12 protein-coding genes are annotated in these 19,588 nt (G+C 42.1%); all 12 read right to left on the bottom strand.

All coding sequences use genetic code 11. The features are described 5' to 3' along the window. Window positions 1–14: 14 nt before the first annotated feature. Window positions 15–1,817 carry a DUF4091 domain-containing protein gene (locus tag CLIN57ABFB40_RS16270; RefSeq protein ID WP_175631043.1) on the bottom strand — a complete coding sequence of 601 codons (1,803 nt, stop codon included), beginning with the start codon at window positions 1,815–1,817 and terminating at the stop codon, window positions 15–17. 81 nt (window positions 1,818–1,898) lie between these two features. Further along, complete coding sequence (locus CLIN57ABFB40_RS16265) at window positions 1,899–3,419, bottom strand: RagB/SusD family nutrient uptake outer membrane protein (protein ID WP_175631042.1); 1,521 nt, start codon at window positions 3,417–3,419, stop codon at window positions 1,899–1,901. A gap of 13 nt (window positions 3,420–3,432) precedes the next feature. Next, window positions 3,433–6,768 (bottom strand): TonB-dependent receptor, encoded by a 3,336-nt coding sequence (locus CLIN57ABFB40_RS16260; RefSeq protein ID WP_410489611.1) that lies wholly within the window; start codon window positions 6,766–6,768, stop codon window positions 3,433–3,435. Window positions 6,769–6,921: 153 nt separating this feature from the next. After that, on the bottom strand, window positions 6,922–7,989 hold the full coding sequence (locus CLIN57ABFB40_RS16255; protein ID WP_167962010.1) for a FecR family protein: 1,068 nt from the start codon (window positions 7,987–7,989) through the stop codon (window positions 6,922–6,924). Between the two features lie 76 nt (window positions 7,990–8,065). Continuing rightward, window positions 8,066–8,623 (bottom strand): RNA polymerase sigma factor, encoded by a 558-nt coding sequence (locus CLIN57ABFB40_RS16250; RefSeq protein WP_175631040.1) that lies wholly within the window; start codon window positions 8,621–8,623, stop codon window positions 8,066–8,068. A gap of 295 nt (window positions 8,624–8,918) precedes the next feature. Continuing rightward, window positions 8,919–9,911, bottom strand: coding sequence for a translation elongation factor Ts (gene tsf / locus CLIN57ABFB40_RS16245; protein ID WP_175631039.1), 993 nt, complete (start codon window positions 9,909–9,911; stop codon window positions 8,919–8,921). A 121-nt stretch (window positions 9,912–10,032) separates the two neighbouring features. After that, window positions 10,033–10,869: a 30S ribosomal protein S2 gene (gene rpsB / locus CLIN57ABFB40_RS16240; RefSeq protein WP_167962004.1), complete on the bottom strand. Its 837-nt coding sequence runs from the start codon at window positions 10,867–10,869 to the stop codon at window positions 10,033–10,035. A gap of 121 nt (window positions 10,870–10,990) precedes the next feature. Further along, window positions 10,991–11,377, bottom strand: a complete 387-nt coding sequence (rpsI, locus tag CLIN57ABFB40_RS16235; RefSeq protein WP_004297203.1) for a 30S ribosomal protein S9 — start codon at window positions 11,375–11,377, stop codon at window positions 10,991–10,993. 6 nt (window positions 11,378–11,383) lie between these two features. Then, entirely contained in the window at window positions 11,384–11,845 is a 462-nt protein-coding gene (gene rplM, locus CLIN57ABFB40_RS16230; protein WP_024987602.1) for a 50S ribosomal protein L13, read from the bottom strand. A 203-nt stretch (window positions 11,846–12,048) separates the two neighbouring features. Further along, entirely contained in the window at window positions 12,049–13,743 is a 1,695-nt protein-coding gene (locus CLIN57ABFB40_RS16225; protein ID WP_175631038.1) for a RagB/SusD family nutrient uptake outer membrane protein, read from the bottom strand. Window positions 13,744–13,764: 21 nt separating this feature from the next. Then, a complete protein-coding gene (locus CLIN57ABFB40_RS16220) occupies window positions 13,765–16,977 on the bottom strand; it encodes a SusC/RagA family TonB-linked outer membrane protein (RefSeq protein ID WP_175631037.1) in 3,213 nt (1,070 codons plus the stop codon). A gap of 44 nt (window positions 16,978–17,021) precedes the next feature. Then, window positions 17,022–19,574 carry a DUF4962 domain-containing protein gene (locus CLIN57ABFB40_RS16215; protein ID WP_175631036.1) on the bottom strand — a complete coding sequence of 851 codons (2,553 nt, stop codon included), beginning with the start codon at window positions 19,572–19,574 and terminating at the stop codon, window positions 17,022–17,024. Window positions 19,575–19,588 lie beyond the last annotated feature (14 nt).

The raw sequence follows: 19,588 nt of genomic DNA, 5'->3' as shown, positions 1-19,588 counted from the left end.
TCAGATATTTACTTTTACAATGTATTTAAAATCCTCTTTGCCTTATTTACAGTTCTCTCCGCAGGTATTTCGGGAAAGCTACTCAAATTAAACGGCGACAATAATCGCTCTATTTTCTTCAATCCGTCCTTATTCCCGGTAACTGTAAATTCACGACGAAGAATCGTTATTTTCTCATGATCCTGTATACCCTCGATCAATTTCTCAAAACGGATAGAAGAACGTGCTCCGGGATATACAAAATAGGTATCTCCTGCCGCAAAACTTTTGTAGCGGGAATCCAATAATGGCTCTTTCGGCCAACTGTTATACGCCCAACGCAAATAACCGTCCAAATGATTCTTTGCAGAATAATAGCTCATCCATGTAGCTTCAGCAGGTGCAGAGAAAGTATATGTATTGGGAAATGCTTCGGCACATGAAGTATAATAGGTAGTCCATTTCCCCTCTGTATGCCGGCGCACCTTCACATCTTCCGGGAAACACTGCCCAATACTGATGCAATAATCATACAAATCCTTTTCTATCTCTTTGTGGAAATTGCCTGCAAGCGAAACCTTAAACTCCGAATCGGCTTTATAAATTACTTTCAAGGTTTTCTGCATAACTTCCATCGGACGTTCGTCCATAGCAATTGTACAGATATCAAACCAACCTTTCTCACGCAAATGCCTGGAAAAAGAAGAAAGCATAGCTACCCATATCTCTTCATATTCCGATTCACCCGGAGCGGTCCGGACGAATTGCATACTATTGGAAGCTTGATCAAAATACTGGAAAGAGAGTTCCCATGGGACCATAGAATAACAGTTTATCTGTTTATTAATGCCCATACTCATCATAAATTCAACCCATCGATCAAATACAGCATAATCAAAAGCCCAAGTTCCATCCACTTTCCTTATCCAGGTAACCATGCTTTCGAAATAATCATGTGTTTGCCCATTCCAAGGTTTATGTATGATGGCAGCCGTGATAACTTTCTGCCCTGCGTCTGCCAACATCTTCATCAGCGGGCGCATAGCATTTATATGTTCCTGACTCCAGAGAGGAACTTGATAATAGCGTGCCACAGCAAACGGATTCTGCCAAAGATCCAAGTGATAAGTCCATTCGGAAGGAACCGGAAGTGTATGCGAAGAAACGCGAATATCCATATTCAAAACAGACAATATCTTATCGCCATCTTTCACCTCAACAGTCCCCTTATAGAGTCCTGGTATTGCTGATTGCGGTATCCGACAATTTACCCAAACAGCACGTGTACTCATCTTTTCCATTGGTATAAATTCCAATAGATGGTCTATACCGTCTGCCACAAGCAAAGAGTCATAAATAGTATGGTCAGGACGGGAACCACAAGCTCCACGCCCGTCTTTATTTAATTCATCCGTCATTACATAGCGCACAAACCCACCACTAAAGGCACTAGCCGGAATAATATTCCCTTTTCCATTCTTAAATTCAGTAAAGGAATAGTTAAGTTTATCTATATCTGTTCCTGTCCAAACAACAGCTTGCGCATGTATTTTTTCACCACGCCAACCTGTAAGACTTATATTCTTCTGCACTTTCAGGACAGGAAGCTTATGTTTGGCATAACGTACATCAGTAGTTCCCCAAGAAACACACGGTTGTTTCATTGTTGACCATTGTTGAGAAGAGGGAACTGAAGGATCTGACAACTCAATATAAGACTGTACCGGAAAAGGATATTGCCCCGTCGAAGTCCCGCATTGTGTCACACCTTGCCCCTGTGCAAACAGGCAGACAGGTGATAATAAAACAGCGAAGATAAAGTTTATGATTCTCTTCATACGTTTACAATCTTCTAAAAAGGCGAATATACAGAAAAATATCCGCCTTTTATATTTATACTTACTATTTTAATGTTATTTCTACCATGTCCCGTTCTGGGTACAAAGAGGATTCGTCTGTAATTCTTTTGCCGGAATCGGCAAATAATAATGACGAGACGGATCAAAGAAAGAGGCACGAGTTTCATCAATGTTTCGCAATGCCTGTTCTAATAGTCCCCATCTCCTTAAATCATAAAAGCGTTCACCTTCTCTAAAAAATTCAATAGCACGTTGACGGATCAACTCGTTTTTAACAGAAGTTACATCTTTGGCTCCGCTATATGCCGGAAGATTACCGCCACGGGTTCTTATCTGGTCAATATATCCGATTGCCGTATCAATATCTCCGTCCGGCAATTCCAGTTCACACTCTGCCAAAAGCAGCAATACATCAGCAAAACGCATCGCTCTTTCATTAATATAAGAAGGTTCGGTTTCAACTTCCTGGGTGCGAATAGTAGAATGCTGATATTTAAGCATCCAGTACGACTCCAATTCTGCCGGAGTTAGAACTTCTTGAATAGGCCGTTTATAGTACATACATCCCGGATAATCCCATGCAATGGATGTTTTGACCCTGTAATCAACACCACCATCAACTGTTCTTTCCTGCAAAAATAGCGGCATGATATTAGGATATATATTTGCCATAAACCATCCGCCAAGACTTCCTGCCGCATATTCTACCGGAAGAGTGGTTCCTTGCGAAGAATTAGCAGATTCACCGTCGTCCCACAAGTCAGTACCTCCTGCAGAATCAAAGATTATCTCGAAAATACTTTCTGAATTATATTCGTGTTCTTCATCAAAGTTCCACGTATAGTCATCTACCAGACGGTAAGTATAAGGACTCTTAGTCAATGGTTTTAATATTTCTCTGGCACTTCCCCATTGTTCTGTATATACATAAAGTTTTCCAAGAAAGGCGTTTGCTGTTCCTGCTGTCGGTTTTCCCTTGCTATTCTCTAACGGCAGTGAACCGGCAGCTAATTTGAAATCCGATTCAGCTTGCGCATACACATCCGCCTGCGATGATTTTGCCACAGGAAAATCTTTTACCTGCTGTGAAGCTTTCAAACGAATAGGAACATCTCCAAACTCTTTAGCTAAAAAGAAATAATACAAGCCTCTCATAAAAAAAGCCTCGCCTCTGACCTCTTTTTTGAAATCCTCAGAAAAATCTTTCTCTTCCAACTTTTCAAGGATTAAATTGCTACGATAAATACCTTCATAAAAGTAAGAGAACATATTTGTTACGGCTGAATTGGAGTTACTATTCGTAAACATGTGCACAGTATATATATCATCTACTCCGGTGCGAAATGTGAGATCATCTGCACGGCAAAGGCGTATCATCAATCCACGGGTAGCATAATATCCTCCATTCCATATCTTCAATGGTGTATAACAAGTCGTCAAAGCTTTCTTGAAATCCGACTCCGTCTTCCAGAATGTTTCCGATGTCACTTCATTGGGATTTGTAAGTTCCAGTTTGCCTTCACAACCAACCCAAAGGAACATCATTAAGAAACCAATAGCCAATATTATATTTTTTTTCATAACTGTCTTATTTTTAAAATGAAACATTCACTCCAAACATAAATATCCTGTTCGCCGGATAAGTAAAATTGTCAAATCCCCGGGATGTAGAGCTTGCGCTGTTATCTACGTCAGGAGTATATCCGCTATAGCTGGTAATTGTTGCCAAATTCTCCATATTCACATACAACCTCAATTTCTGGATTTTACTATTAAACAGGTCTTTGAACGTATATCCCAATTGTACATTACGAATCCGGAAGAATGAACCGTTCTCCAGAAATCTATTTGATTCGGGCCTGTTGTTGTTATTGGGATCATTCCAGTCCACACGTGGCATAGAAGTATTCCTATTCTCTTCCGTCCAATAATTCAGAGTAGAACGCAGAAAATTTGTACCTTTATCCACTCCTTCCAAGTCTAAACGAGTTCCATTATATATTTTATTACCAAACACGCCTTGCATACCTATCATTATATCAAAGTTTCTGTATCCGGCATTCAAATTCAGTCCCATCGTAAAATTCGGGAAAGGACTTCCACAATATACACGATCATCATCTGTTATTTTGCCGTCCTTATTAACATCCTTAAAACGGATATCCCCCGGTTTGGCATTCGGTTGAATTAATACACCGTCTTTATTATGTGCTTTTACTTCATCTGCCGACTGAAACAAACCATCCGTCGGAATCAACCAAAAACCGCCAATTGGATATCCGGCTAATGTGCGGGTAGTGGACACATTCTTATAATTTGTTCCACCATTAATCACTTGGTCAACATCCCCCATCTCAAGCACCTCATTCTTCATAGCGTTTCCTGTCAGCGTCACACCATAGTAAAAATCCTTATTAATATGATCGTTCCACGTCAAACTAAATTCAAAACCGGTATTCTTTATCTTACCTGCATTTCTGATAGGATCATTAGAACCACCGGACGAAGCCGGAATAGGCACAGTTAATAAAATATCTTTTGTTTTCTTATAATACCAATCACCATTAAAAGACAGACGACTCTTAAATAACAAAAGGTCAATACCAATATTGGTCATTGTAGTTTCTTCCCATTTAATATCGGGAGTGGCAAATTTCTTCGGAAAAGCACCTTGATACAATCCGCCATTTCCATCTGGATAATTAATATTTGAGGTGATTGTACTTGTGTATAGATAGTTGTCTATTTCCTGATTTCCCAAAACACCATAACCACCTCTCAGCTTTAGTTGGTCAAGCCAGGAAATATTCTTCATAAAGTGTTCCTCTGCAATATTCCATCCTAAAGAAACAGACGGGAAATGACCATATCGGTTTTTCTTTGCAAATTTAGATGAGCCGTCCCTACGATATGTGGCGGTAATCAAATAACGGTTATCATAAGAATAGAAAAGTCGTGCCATGATAGAGGTCAATGCACTTTCTTGGTTCCATGTATCATTCACACGGTCTTGTGTTGCAGAACCCACCTCATAGATATTCTCCGGCAGCCCTTTGCCGGCAGCCATAATGTATTTGGTATGATATTTCTGATAAGAATAGCCTACAAATGCATTCATTTTATGTTTTCCGAAAGTATGATCAAACGATAACAGGTTCTCTATCAAAAGATTATTAGACGTTTTTTTACTCTTCGTCATATTTGAAATTGAATTTCTGCGCAAACCAAAATCATACGCATTCTCATAAGCGGAATTGTCTATCATACCTACATCCGGAGTTGCATTAAAACGGTATTTTAAGCCAAAAGGAAGCTTAACCTCAGCATACAGATTGATATATGCCGAGTAATTATCCTGATTCCGCCGCGTTATATTACGATCCAAAATGCCCAAAGGATTAGGAATATCCGTCACATCACCATAGTTCTTGCCATAGCCACCGAATTCATTCGTTTCATCATAACGGGACAATGTGGGAATCGATTCTAAAATAATGCCCAAGTACCCACCGCGCGCGAAAGCATACAAAGGGTCACTTTGTTGAAGACTTAACACCACGTTATTGCCTAAAGTAAACCAATCACGTTTGTATTCCGACTTAAAAGTAGCATTGTATCTTTTATAGTTAGTCCCCTTGATTATACCATCCTGATTCATATATCCAAGTCCGGTATAATAGGAAAAATAGTTGGTTCCTCCTTTGATGGTGACATTATAATTCTGCATCAAAGCAGGTTTCATCATCACACGTTGCCAGTCATTGTCTTCTTTTGAATCTAAATCCAAGGCCATATCCAAAGCCGCTTTATTTGCAGCGGCACGTGCACTGCCGGTTACCTTGGCCCATTCACTGGCATTCAGCATATCCAGATATTTAGCAGGCGCTTGCACACCTATATTCGCCGACAGGTCAATTATCGGTTTCCCTTCTGTGTTAGAACCGGATTTAGTGGTGACAATGACAACCCCATTTGCAGCTCTTGAACCATAGATTGCCGCCGAAGAAGCATCTTTCAAGACATCAATGCTCTCAATATCATTCGGATTCAGATGATCAATATTATCCATATACATACCATCTAGGATATATAACGGAGTCGCATTATTCAGTGTACCGATGCCACGTATCATAATACGTGTACCGGCTCCGGGAGCTCCACCTTGAGAAACAATATCTACGCCGGCTATTTTTCCTTGCAGGGCTTGACCGATATTCGTATTGCTCTGGCTGCTCAATTTGTCTGCACTGATATTAGCAACAGCACCGGTAAGATCCGCTTTTTTCTGTGTTCCATATCCAATGACAACCACTTCATCCAACACTTCCTGATTATCAGACAACACAATATTGATAACATTCTGTCTGCCAACGGGCACTTCCTTAGTTTTATAACCGATAAACGATACAACTAGAATTGCATTTTCCGGTACTTTCAATGAGTACGCTCCGTCCATATCCGTAATCGTACCTATTGAAGAGCCTTTCACCAAAATATTTCCACCTATAATAGCTTCTCCGTTTTTGTCTCTGACATGCCCGGTTATTTTCTTTTCCTTTATTACTTGTTGAGAAACTTCCGAAGCCTTGCTAAGTATTATCTGTCTATTTTTTATCTCATAGTGTATAGAACTCCCTGCAAACAATATATCAAGGAGCTCTGAAATAGATTTATCTCTAACTTTTAAAGTTACCTTTTTAGATACATCAATCGCAGTTTCGTAATAAAGAAATATATACTGACTCTTTTTCTCTATCAAAGAAAGTACATCTTTTATAGAAGTATCTTTCAATTCAAAAGTAAAATGTTCTTGTTGATCAATAGTACTGTTTTCCGCAAATACGGGCAGAATAACTAAAAAAAAGGTAATTGTGAGTATATATTTGCGTATTTTCACTAATATACTGCACATAATCTTATTGTTTTCCATAATTTTGTAATACTAAGGGTTAAATCAAATTTTTGCGAGTTTGAGTTTTACTCTCCATCCGGATAATATTTGCAGTATTATCCGGATTTTTTGTTTTTCATACTTTCTATTCCATAGGCTTTTTCTTTTTAAGGGTTAAACATCTTTATTGCATCATTTAGGGGAAACGTAAAAAATGCTATCTCGCTCCTCCACTACAATTGGAGCTGTAAGAGATATGAAACGAATAATTTCCTGAATGCCTTCATTCAAATCTATTTTCCCACAAAGTGGTTCAACGGGCATTTTACCAGTTAGTATTATTTCCCGGTCAAAGTACCTTTCCAACTTTTTGAAAACATCACCCAACAATTCATTTTTCAGAATAAAAACCCCTTTAGTCCAACTAATATATTCTTCTGCATTCACTCGCTCTTTTCCTAGAATTACTCCATTTCTAATTGAAGCCAATTCATTAGGAACCAAATTCATTTTGTCCCCATGCTCACCTTTTACATTTACTATTCCGCGTAACAAAACAACTGAAGATTTTACATCATCTTTATAAGCATGTACATTAAAAGCCGTACCAAGCACTTCAATATCAAAATGTGAAGTCTTCACAATAAAAGGTGCTGATTCATTACGTTTTACGTCTAAAAACACTTCTCCTTCTATATAAATCTCCCGCTTATCTTTTTTAAAATGAGATGGATACACTACCCGGGAACCGGCATTTATATCAAGCCTAGTCCCATCTGCCAACAACAGGCTACTATGCCTGCCTTTGGGAACTATAATTTGATTATACACATTTTCTTCATTTTTTTCTTCCTTCTCTTTCTGCCGCACTATTGTTTTATTTACAGAAATAGTGCCCTGCGAAGTATATGATACAGTCGCCCCATTTTCAATCGTCAACCGTTCATTATTACCTCCGGATAATACTATCTCATTTTCTTCAGATACTACTGTTGGCAATAAAGCAACTTGAGCCTTTATATCCGGCTCTTCATTGGAATAATAATAACCCAGCCCTACAAATAGCAATATTACAGCGGCTGTAGAAAATGACCATTTCAGATAATATATTATACGACGACGTTTATTCTCTTTAATATTCCGTTCAATGCATTGCCACAATTCATCCTCAAGCCCGGCAGGAGCCGTTGCCTCCCGTCTTTTCAAATAATGCAGCAATAAACTGCCAACAGAACGGATATGTGTATTTCTTTTATCCATATGATTAGTTTGCTATTAGTATGACTGAAAAAGAAGAAATTACTCCTCACTTTTCTTATTAAAAATAAGCTTTATCTTACTTTTCTAATAAAGAGGATAGTTTGGATATAGCACGAGCTATTAAATTCATTGCCGAATGGGGAGTTATATGCAATATTTCTGCTATTTCCGCCCAAGAAAAGTCTTTTATAAAACGTAGATAAACGGCATTCTTCTGATTAGCAGGCAAACGTGAGAAAGCTTTGCGCAAACGCTTACCGATTAACAAGTCTTCGTCCCCCCTGGCAAATAAGTCCTCCAGTTCTTCATCCTCTATGCTCAATTCAAAATCAACGTCCTCAATAGAAAGATCAACTATGACAGAATGTATTTTATCATAGATACAATTTCTCAATATCCTGAACAGATATGCCTTCACAAAATGAGGAGAAGAAGCCTTATTATTATAGATTTTCACAAAAAGATCCTGAATACAATCCTTTACCAAATCTTCATTGGCACAAAGAGACTTACCATAATTGAATAGTGATGAGAAATAACGTCGATACAATACTTCAAGAGCTATTCCATCACCTGTAGATAAATAACCCCATAAAACTGGATCAGTCATATTATGATATTCACATCTGTTCATTCAAATAAAATTTTGGCTTTGAATTCTATCACTATCTTTTCTATATAATATATCACATGATAATTCATCAACTTATATAGCTTTATTTTCATCTAAAAGAAAAATAGTATAATACAAGTCAGATTCCTATTCTTAACTTACTTATTGTATCAGCGTGTGCAAAAATAATCGTTTATTTTATTTTTCCGCATATATTTTCAGAAATTACAATCCAACTTATCTATTGTAAAAACAAAAAGCCGTTTCGAAATAAATTCGAAACGGCTCCTATATTCTCTGTCGTCAGACTGATTGATTATTCAGCTTTCAAAGTGAAACGCTTGAAGTCAACAATCTTCAGTTCAGGGTCAGCAGCAGCCAACACTTCTCTTACAGTCTTCTTACCGTCCATGATATCTTCCTGGTTCAGCAAGCAAACTTCTTTCAAGAACTTGCCCAGACGACCTTTAGCAATGTTCTGAATCATTTGTTCAGGCAAGTGAGCAGCCTTTTCAACAGAAACGGTAGCAATGATTTCTTTTGCTTTAGCTACATCTTCAGCTGTAATCCAGCCTTTAGCCATGTTGCTTTCCATGTGTTCTTCGCTGTCCACATGAGCCGGGTTGATGTTAGCTTTCTTTAAAGCAGCTTCTACAGCTTTCTGTACCTGTTCAGCTTTTGTCTTCTCAATAGCAACTTCGATTTCTTTCTGTTTTACTTCTTCAGAAACGCCATCTTCATCAATTGCAATCGGGTTCATGGCGGCAATCTGCATAGCTACTTGCTTAGCCAACTGCTCGTTAACTTCCTTGTTGAAAGCAACAATCGTGCAAAGACCATTTCTGTTCATGTGGTTGTAAACAGCAGTGCATGCACCTTCTACAGTCATGTAACCGTCAAGTTCCATCTTCTCACCTGTGATACCGCTACGGTCAGTCACTGCATCCTGTACAGTACCGTTACCCATCGGCAATGCTTTCACTTCGTCCAAAGTAGCGCATTTGTTAGCCACGGCAAGGTCAAGAATATCCTGAGTCAGTTTCACGAAATCAGCATTCTGAGCCACAAAGTCAGTTTCACACTTCAAAGCAACGATAACGGCACGGTCACCGGTAGTTTTAGCCAAAACGCAACCTTCAGAAGCTTCACGTTCCGAACGCTTAGCAGCAACAGCTTGTCCTTTCTTACGGATAATTTCCATTGCCTTGTCGAAATCGCCTTCTGCTTCAGTCAACGCGTTTTTGCAATCCATCATACCAGCTCCGGTCATTTTGCGCAGCTTGGTAATATCAGCCATACTTACAGCCATAATAATTTCCTTTTATTTTAATGAATAATAATTTTCGAAACGAAAAATGTGCCAATCTGCCAATCAAAATGCAAGTGTATAATCACACCCTTGCACATTAGCAAATTGGCACATTAATATATTAAGCCTCTTCGTCTTCCTTGATGAAAGCAGCAGCCTTAGCTGCGTTGATAGCTTCTTCGTCAGACTTGTCGAGTCTAGCTTTTACTGATTTCTTCTTGCCTTTGTTAGCAGGAGTTTCACCAGCAGCTTCCATGTCAATCTTTTCAGCTTTTCTTTCTTCCAAACCTTCGATCATTGCAGCGCAGCAAGCATCGAGGATCACTTCTACTGATTTAGTAGCGTCATCGTTAGCAGGAATTACGAAATCAACGTTTGAAGGATCAGAGTTAGTATCAACGATACCGAATACTGGAATACCCAAACGGTTAGCTTCACGAACTGCGATATTTTCTTTCATTACGTCGATAACGAACAATGCAGACGGCAGACGAGTCAGGTCAGCGATAGAGCCCAAAGTCTTGTCCAATTTTGCACGTTGACGTGAAATCTGAAGAACTTCTCTCTTAGAAAGGTTAGCATAAGTACCATCGTTAGTCAACTTGTCGATAGTAGCCATTTTCTTCACAGCCTTACGGATAGTCGGGAAGTTGGTCAACATACCACCCGGCCAGCGTTCGATTACATAAGGCATATTAACAGATTGAGCTTTCTCAGCTACAACTTGTTTAGCTTGTTTTTTAGTAGCAACAAAAAGAACTTTCTTGCCAGATTTGGCAATCTGTTTCAAAGCTTCAGCAGCTTCGTCTACTTTTGCAACAGTTTTGTGGAGGTCAATGATGTGAATACCATTGCGTTCCATGAAAATATAAGGAGCCATTGCAGGATTCCACTTTCTCTTAAGGTGTCCGAAGTGGCAACCAGCCTCCAATAATGTATCAAAATTTGTTCTTGACATCTTGTTTTTTCTTTAAATCGTTTACTTTCTTTTTTGTTTTTTCTAAACCAACCGCTGGGTAGTCTATGAGCAGAGTCCCAGTAGTTTAGATACTAAACATATTCCTCGGTCAGGCAGCCCATTAACGCTTGCTGAACTGGAATCTTCTACGAGCTTTCGGCTGTCCCGGTTTCTTACGTTCAACAGAACGTGGGTCACGAGTCATGAAGCCTTCTGCACGAAGAGCGGCTTTATCTTCAGCGTTCATCTTAACCAGTGCACGAGCGATTGCCAAACGCAATGCCTGAGACTGACCAGTGAAACCACCACCACACAAGTTCACCTTGATGTCATACTTCTCAGCAGCACCCAGCTTGTTCAATGGTTGTTTTACAACATACTGAAGAATAGTTGATGGAAAGTACTCTGCAAGGTCTCTCTTGTTAATAGTAATCTTTCCTGTACCTTCGCTTACGAATATGCGTGCAATAGCACGTTTACGTCTGCCTAATGCATTTACTACTTCCATTATATCTTATTTATATGAATTAATATCAATCATTTTCGGGTTCTGAGCAGCATGTTTGTGTTCGCTACCAGCGTAAACATACAAGTTATTCAGCAATTTAGCTCCCAGGATATTCTTAGGAAGCATGCCCTTCACTACTTTTTTCAGTAATCTCTCTTCGCCGTTCGGTTTAGCAATCAAACGGGCAGGAGTCATCTCTCTCTGACCACCAGGGTAGCCTGTATATGACAAATAGACTCTGTCATTCCACTTGTTACCAGTCAGTTTTACTTTGTCTGCATTGATGATGATAACGTTATCACCGCAGTCTACGTGAGGAGTAAAGTTTGGTTTGTACTTTCCTCTCAACAATTTTGCAACTTTTGCTCCCAGACGACCTAATGTCTGGTCTGTAGCGTCAACAATAACCCATTCTTTGGTTACAGTTGCTTTGTTGGCAGAAATGGTCTTGTAACTTAAAGTATCCACTCTAATTTTGTTTTTTAAATGTTACTACTAAAAATTTTCTTCACCACTCATTAGTCTTCCCCGGACAAAGGAGTACTAACTTGCTATGAATTAATCTCTTATCATTTTGTGATAATAATCGGCTTGCAAAAGTACGGCTTTTCTTTGAATTGGCAAACTATTTTTGTATATTTTTCCGGTTGCCTATTCTATTGAAGGTCTTGCTAATACCCGTTATTATTCATTCCATTGAGTTTCGGATTACTTTGTATTTCCTTCAGAGGGATAGGGAAAAGTTCATGTTTGCCTTCTATAAAATTACGGTAAGCGGGATAAGGTTTGTTCTCTTTCTGGTTCACGGAACTGACTCCGCCAAACAGTTTCAGCGCCTTGCCCAACACGCCCCAACGTATCAGGTCGTATTTGCGTTGTCCTTCAAAAGCCAGTTCAAGACCACGCTCCCAGTAGAGAGCCGTACGGAACTTTCCTTCGGGGGTAGAGTCGTCGATGAAAGTCAGGTTATGCGTTTTTTTCCGTGCGCTCATCATTTCTTCATAATTCGCTTCTGTGATAGAGGTAGCTTCGGCACGGGTACGAACGCTATTCAACAGATTCCAAGCTTTCTGACGGTCGGTTCCTGTTTCATTGTATGCTTCGGCAGCCATTAATACGACATCGGCATAGCGTAAAGGACAATAATTCACATCGGCGTAATTGATGTTCTTATTCCATGATTCTTTCGGCATCCATTCCCTGCGCCATTTTCCGACGTACCAGCTTCCGGCACTTCTTTCTTCTTTTACATGTTCCTTTTTAGTGCCATTCCAAGTGTAGCGATAAGTACAAATCGCTATGTCACGACGCTTATCTTTCTCTTCAAAGAAGTTGCGCCATTCGGGAACAACGATAAAGAAACCATTGGCACGTCCCATATACTGATTTGCTTCAGACGCGGAGATTCCGGTAGGTTCCGCCACCTGCGGACCGTTATAAATCCCCCATGCTCCACCGTTGCGACGTCCCTGTGAATGATAGAAAGCAATCTCCCAAAGGCTCTCTTTCGTATTCAACACGCCTTGCGAGAAACTTTTGAAAAGCGCTTCATAGCCACCATCGTAAAAGTCATGGTATCCTTTATCTTCAAAAGCTTCCCATTCTTTTATCACTGCATCGAAGTATTGTTTCCGCTTGCTATCGTCCGGACGTTCCAACTGCCCGTTTGAATGAAGGCTATATCCGGCACGTTGCAGATACACACGCATCAGCAATGCACGGGCTGCTCCCTGCGTCACCCGTTCGGGAGTGGAAGAAGCGGTTGCCCAATCCAGATTGTTCTTGGCAAAAGTAAGGTCGGTTATAATTTCATCGTAAATCGTTTCACGGTCTACACGTTCGCCGAAGGCGGATTCATAGGATGAGGAATAAGCGGTTTTGAAAGGGACATCTCCCCAGCCTTTCACCAAGTCGAATGCAAGGAAGGCACGCAGGAAACGGGCTTCGGCTTCCAGTGCTTTCAGACGGGTATTGTCACTATATCCCGTCATACCGCTGATACCGTCGATAGTCAGGTTGGCACGGTCGATTCCTTCATATTTCAGTTTCCAGATGCTTTCAATCCATGTGTTTGTGGAGTTGAGCTGGTAGTGCGCGATGTCGTGCACCTGGTTGTCAGACTGTGTACGGGCGGTATAATAGGTATCGTCAGATGCCGGAGCAGCCATTTCGTACCAACCGTAATGGTTAAAATCCGACAGTGAGCCGTATATCCCCATGACTGCCATTTCCGCTTTTTCTTCCGAATCGAAATAGCGGTCGCGGTCATACTTTGAATTGGGTTCTTCTGTCAGCAAGTCCTCGCAAGAGGTAAGTCCTGTCAGTAATAAAGCGGATGCGATATATAATAGATGTATCTTTTTCATGATTGCTATATATTTAAAGAATTAGAAAGCTACGTTTAGACCAAAAATGAAAGAACGGCTGAGGGGATACGCTCCAAAGTCAACACCGGGTGTCAGCCCGCTTTTCATTGTAGAGACTTCCGGGTCGAAACCTGTATATTTTGTCCACGTTAACAAGTTATTGCCCGTAGCATACAGGCGCAGGTTCTTCAATCCTACTCTCGCAATCAGGTGTTTCGGGAATGTATATCCCACAGTCACATTACTCAGTTTTAAATAGGAAGCGTCTTCTACTGCCCAAGAGTGGATATAATTGTCTCCTTGTTGCGCGTCATGATAGGCGGCTACCGTTTTGCCGGCGTTCAAAGCAGCCAATTCTCCGGGATCTGTTACTTTCTGCCCTGCGGAGTTGATGGTCATCCAGCGGTTGGAGCTGTTCATTACGTCTAATGCATTATAGTTCTGGCTGCCTATTTTACTGGTAACCAGTTTGGTGGCGTTCAACACCTCATTGCCATAACTGAAAGTAAGGAATACGCTCAAGTCAAATCCTTTGTAAGTAAAGGAGTTGTTCAGACCGCCGTAGAATTTCGGTTGGGCGTTGCCGATAATCGTTTTATCATTTTCATCAATGATATCATCCCCTTCGGTCAAGTTTCTGAACTTCCACATTCCCGGCTGAATCCGACCTCTATCCCCATGATAAGGCACACCGTCTTTCAGTGTATAAGTTTGGGTGGAAGCGTCGTAATTGAAATCATCCACCTGATACAAGCCATCCGTAATGTAGCCATAGAATTGTCCCAACGGTTCTCCGACAGCAATACGGTGTGTGTTTTGGTTAAAGCCGAACTTGGCTTCGTAGAGTTGTACCGCCTCACCGGTCAATGCTCTCACGGAATTCTTGTTGTGCGACAACGTAAGCGTAGTGTTCCAACTGAATTTCTTTGTAGAGAAGTTCACTGTATTCACAGTCAGTTCCACTCCCACATTCTTCGTTTCGCCGGCGTTAATCAACATAGTCTGATAACCGGAAGAATAAGGCAACTGGGCATTCAACAGCAGATTACTACTCCTATTAATATAGAATTCGGGCGAGATAGTGATACGTTGGCTCAGAAAGCCCAAATCTACGCCCATATTAAATGTCTTGTTCGCTTCCCATTTCAAATCGGGATTCGGTATCTGCTTGGAAGCATAACCGGGGGTGAGTTTATCCCCCATAGCTGTGGCAATTGAAGACATCAGGGCAAGGCTGTTGTAGCTACCGATGCGGTTGTTACCTGCCAGACCGTATCCGATACGGAATTTCAAGTCGGAAAAGAGATTCAATCTTTTTATAAAATCCTCTTCGCTCACACGCCAGGCGGCTGATACGGCGGGAAAGTATCCCCATTTGTTGTTCTTGCCGAATTTGGAAGAGCCGTCCGCGCGGAAAGTGGCGGAGAACAAATATTTGTCGGTGAAATCGTAGTTGAGACGGGCGAAGAAAGAAAGCAGGTTGTCGTCAAAGTTTTCGTCGGATGAAGCAACAGACGGAGTACCCAGGCTCATATCACCTAGAATAAATTCGTCGGTAGGCAGTCCGCTCACACCGGATTCAAGAACGCGTGTCCAACGTTTCACAAATTCCTGTCCCAGTTGCACGACTACTTTATGTTTCTTCTGAAAGCGCTTGTCGTAAGTCAGGACGTTGGACGTTTGGAAACTTCCGGTTTCCGTATTTCGGATAGAGCCGTAGATACCGCTACGTCTTCCCATAATAGACTGGTCGCCATAGAAAAGTTCGCGTCGGTATAGCTGGTAACGCATACCCGTATTATTCCGGAAGGTCAGTCCTTTCATTATTTTAAAGGTCAAGCCGCCATTGGCTTGCAAGGTACGAGTTTCCTTGTTGTCCTTTTCTTCGGCAGCAGCTATCAACGGATTCTGCATTACGTTACCGTCCGCATCGCTCAATACGGGGTCTTCTCCTGCCAATAGTTCATCATCACTTCCACGAATACCGATGGTAGGACGGTATTGCAATATCTGCACCATTTTATTGAACTTAGCGTCCACATTGCTACCGCCTTCGTTCGTTCCGTTTCCGGCAACTCCCGCGCCATATACTTTCAGGTAATCGAAGTTGATACGTCCGGTGACGGAGAGACGCTTGTTCACTTCACTCCTTACACTAAGCGAGATATTGTGTTTGTCGCTTCCGCTATATACCATAGCACCTTCATCCTTGAAGTAGCCGTAAGACATATTATAGTTCAGTTTATCATTACCACCGTTCACGCCTACCCGGTAGTTCTGTGTGACGGTGGTGCGTCCCATAGTACGGTCCAGCCAATCTATGCCCTCACGGTTGGCATAGTTTTCGTGCAAATCGACAAAGCCGCCATAACGGGTTTGCCATGCCCGCATACTTTCTGCGGGGTCGGTGGCGTCACCTAATGTTCTTTCATAATCCGCCAGTACAAATTCTTCCACACTCAGTACATTCAGACGTTTGGCAAGCGTACGTACTCCCACATACGAATCGAAAGTAAGCGTCGCCTTTCCTTCACTTTTCGCACCGCTTTTGGTAGTGATTACCACTACCCCGTTCGCTCCGCGGGCACCATAGATGGCTGTTGCCGAAGCGTCTTTCAAGACATCAATGCTCTCAATATCAGCGGGGTCGAGACTGGACATGCCGTCTTCCGTAGGGAATCCGTCGATAATATAAAGCGGTTCGTTACTTTGTGTTATTGATATACCCCCACGTACACGTACTGACATGGCAGCTCCCGGTTGTCCGTCTGTCTGTATAATCTGTACACCTGCCATACGTCCCGCAAGAGCTTGGGTGACATCGGACGAAGGGACTTTGAGCAAATCATCGCTTCTGACGGAAGCTACGGAGCCGGTCAGGTCTTTACGTTTCACTGTGGCATAACCGATAGCTACCACTTCGTCCAGCAGTACCGAAGCCGCTTTCATAGTCACATCAATCTGTTTCCTTCCTTTCACGGGCACTTCCATGTTTTCCAGACCGATAAAAGAAAAGACCAGTACATCTTTAGACGGGTCGCTGACGGTAATGGTGTATTTACCGTTGATGTCGGTGATTGTACCTGTGTTTTGTTTGCCTTTCACAGTTACATTTCCCCCAATCACTTCCAAGCCCTCGTTGTCCACCACCTTTCCGGTGACAGTCTGACTTTGGGCGTGTATGCCGGATATACCGACAAGCAGAAATAAAATACTAATAATCTTACTTTTCATGATATTCTATTCTTTATTTATATTCATTATAGTTCACTGTTTTGTCACCGGGTTATCGCCCGGGTAGATACAGGTGTCCGGTCGGTCATCTCTGTTACTTGCCAAGTGCCGTTCACCTCGTCATAAAGTAAGGAAGAACCGGTGTACTGACGGGGGTAAGAGGTTCCGCTCAATGTAGGGTTATCTGTTCCATAGCTGAATACAGCCGGTTCGGTACGATGAGTAACCGTGAGCTTCGAGGATTTGGAAGCATCAAGAACAGCTTCAATCGTCCAGTCGCCTACACTGAAAGTATCCCCATCACGGTGGATGGCAGACACAGATTCTTTCGTATCACCTACCTGAATGACAGCCAGAAAACGAGTGGCGGGACTACCGTCCACCCGTGCAGTGAGATGCCATTGATTCGGATAGTCTGCTCCAGTAGTCGCGGGTGGTACTGCGAAGCGGTTTGTTTGGGACAAGGCAAAAACGTGCCCGCCAAACAGTTGTGTTACAGCGACAAAATCTTTAGTTTTGTTATTGGTAGACAATGTTTTTTTCACAGCGTCAATACCAAACTCCGTAGGACTATGCAATAACCATTCCCAACGAACAGCTTCCGAGGCTTCCAGTTCATCGTACACCAGTACCGTAGAAGGATGAAGCATTAATATATGCCTGCGATATTTAGTCAATGGCGTGGTACCGAAACCATTTTCCGGCGTTTGTGTAATACCTGCCTGCTCGAAGTAGCCTATCCACATGGGGTCATTACTAATCCCCCTGTAAGCATGCGAAGCGTCACCCAGACAATAGCTGATATGCTGTCCAGTCATAGCACGCATCACATTACCGTAGCCTTCGGTGGAATAAGGTTGTCCTATGCCGTTCACCAACAGGGTATTGTGTGCCCGGGTATGGCGGTAGGACATCAAGTTATGCGCATCACTGAAGTTTTGATAATAGCCCGTGCTACGATAGACATCTACTCCTTTATACAGCAAGTTAAAAGCATTCTGACTGGCAGTGGTGTGACTGCCCGAGCCGAATGTACTGGAGCGGAACGAGAGCGCAAGGTCTTTTTCCGTATCTTCCGGATGACTGTGCATAGCTACTTCGCCTGCATCTTTATACCATACCATTTTTGCCGCGTCCGCAGGGAAAGCAGTATTATAGTTCTGGTCGGTACACATACGGTAAAGACGTAATTCATAGTCCCGGCGCAACAAATCCCGACATTCTCCAGCATACCATGCGGCATAAGAATCGCCAGTTTCACAAGCCAGGTAATCGGCAAAAGCGGCAATCAGGCGATTAGGTTCAGTACCTTTTTCGCTGTTATCACCAAAGCCGTTAGTTTTTGAGCCCGGCGGGCAAGTATAGACCATCGAGCGTCCTGCATTCCGATACCACGGATGCAGCAGGAAATTCTGACGGGTGATGTATGAAAATAAAGCAGGCATATAGGCTAAAGTCAAGATATTGGCACTAAAGTAGCCTGTACCGTTGTGCCACATACCGTCACGATTGAAGCCGGAAGCAGGGGCACGGGCTGTCCATAGTTCATAATAATATTCCAGCATCGGCAGCACTTCGGAAGAATAAGCAGGTTTGTCATAGAGCGACAAAGCTACTTGAAAAAGGATACGCATATTCTGCTGCCAAAAATGATTGTCAAAGAGATGATTTTCCTGAAAGCCACAATTCACCTTATAATAATAGCGTGCCACACGCATCATCAGTTCTTCGGCTGAGGTACGGTCGGAAGCTGATAAGTTGTCATAAAGCAGGTCATAAGCTGCTACGAGACACCAGGCGATATTGCTAGCCGTAAAGTTGGATGCGAAAAGCTGTTTGTCGGCAGGCGGAGCGGCAATCAAGACTTCGAGAAGCTGACGCAACTTTTCAACATGTTTTTTTTCTTGAGTCAGGTGATAAGCCTGATAGAGATAAGTGGCGTGTTGCCGAAGTTCTTCGGCACGGCTATACAAGTCGGGCATTGTCGTATAATCGACGTTCAATGCGAGAGTTGCACGGTTTTGCAATTCCTTGTATTCAGGGTGTGAAGCTACACGATTACGAGCTTCTTCGATACGGTCGTCGAGAAAACAGTAAATACGGGGATGCAGACGGGGAACGTTTTCTAAGAATGTCTTAAAAGTGGGTGTTACAAATTCCGGCGTATCATTCTTTACTTCAAAGCGATAGGCCTGACTCCATTCACCGGGCATATTTCCATTAATATTAGTAGAGCGGAAACGCCAGAACCATGTGCCGGTATCCAAGCGGCGGTGAGGATTATACATGCACCATTCCTGCGGTTCGGTGACCAATGTTTCGGAACTGCTGAAATCTTCGGTACGCGAGAGAGAGAATTGCAGTCTTTCGCCTGTCTTCATCGTTTGAGGAACAATAAGAGGAGTAGGATTCAGATACAGTTCATTATCTGCTTTAGGATAAGGCTGTGTCCTTATCTTATCCTGATAAGCATCGGGAGTTGCGGCGGGCGTCTCGGGCTGCGAACCGTCCGGTTCGGGCAACGGGTCGGATGAACAGCCGATGAACAACTGTACAACTAACAAAAGGTAAACCGACAGGCGAAATGAGGTGTGCATATTATCTTCTTTTC

Origin of the sequence: Bacteroides acidifaciens (genome assembly GCF_903181435.1) — a bacterium.
In the GTDB taxonomy this organism is placed as follows: domain Bacteria; phylum Bacteroidota; class Bacteroidia; order Bacteroidales; family Bacteroidaceae; genus Bacteroides.
The sequence above is the reverse complement of the archived record's forward strand: the minus strand, read 5'-3'. Positions and strand labels throughout refer to the sequence as shown.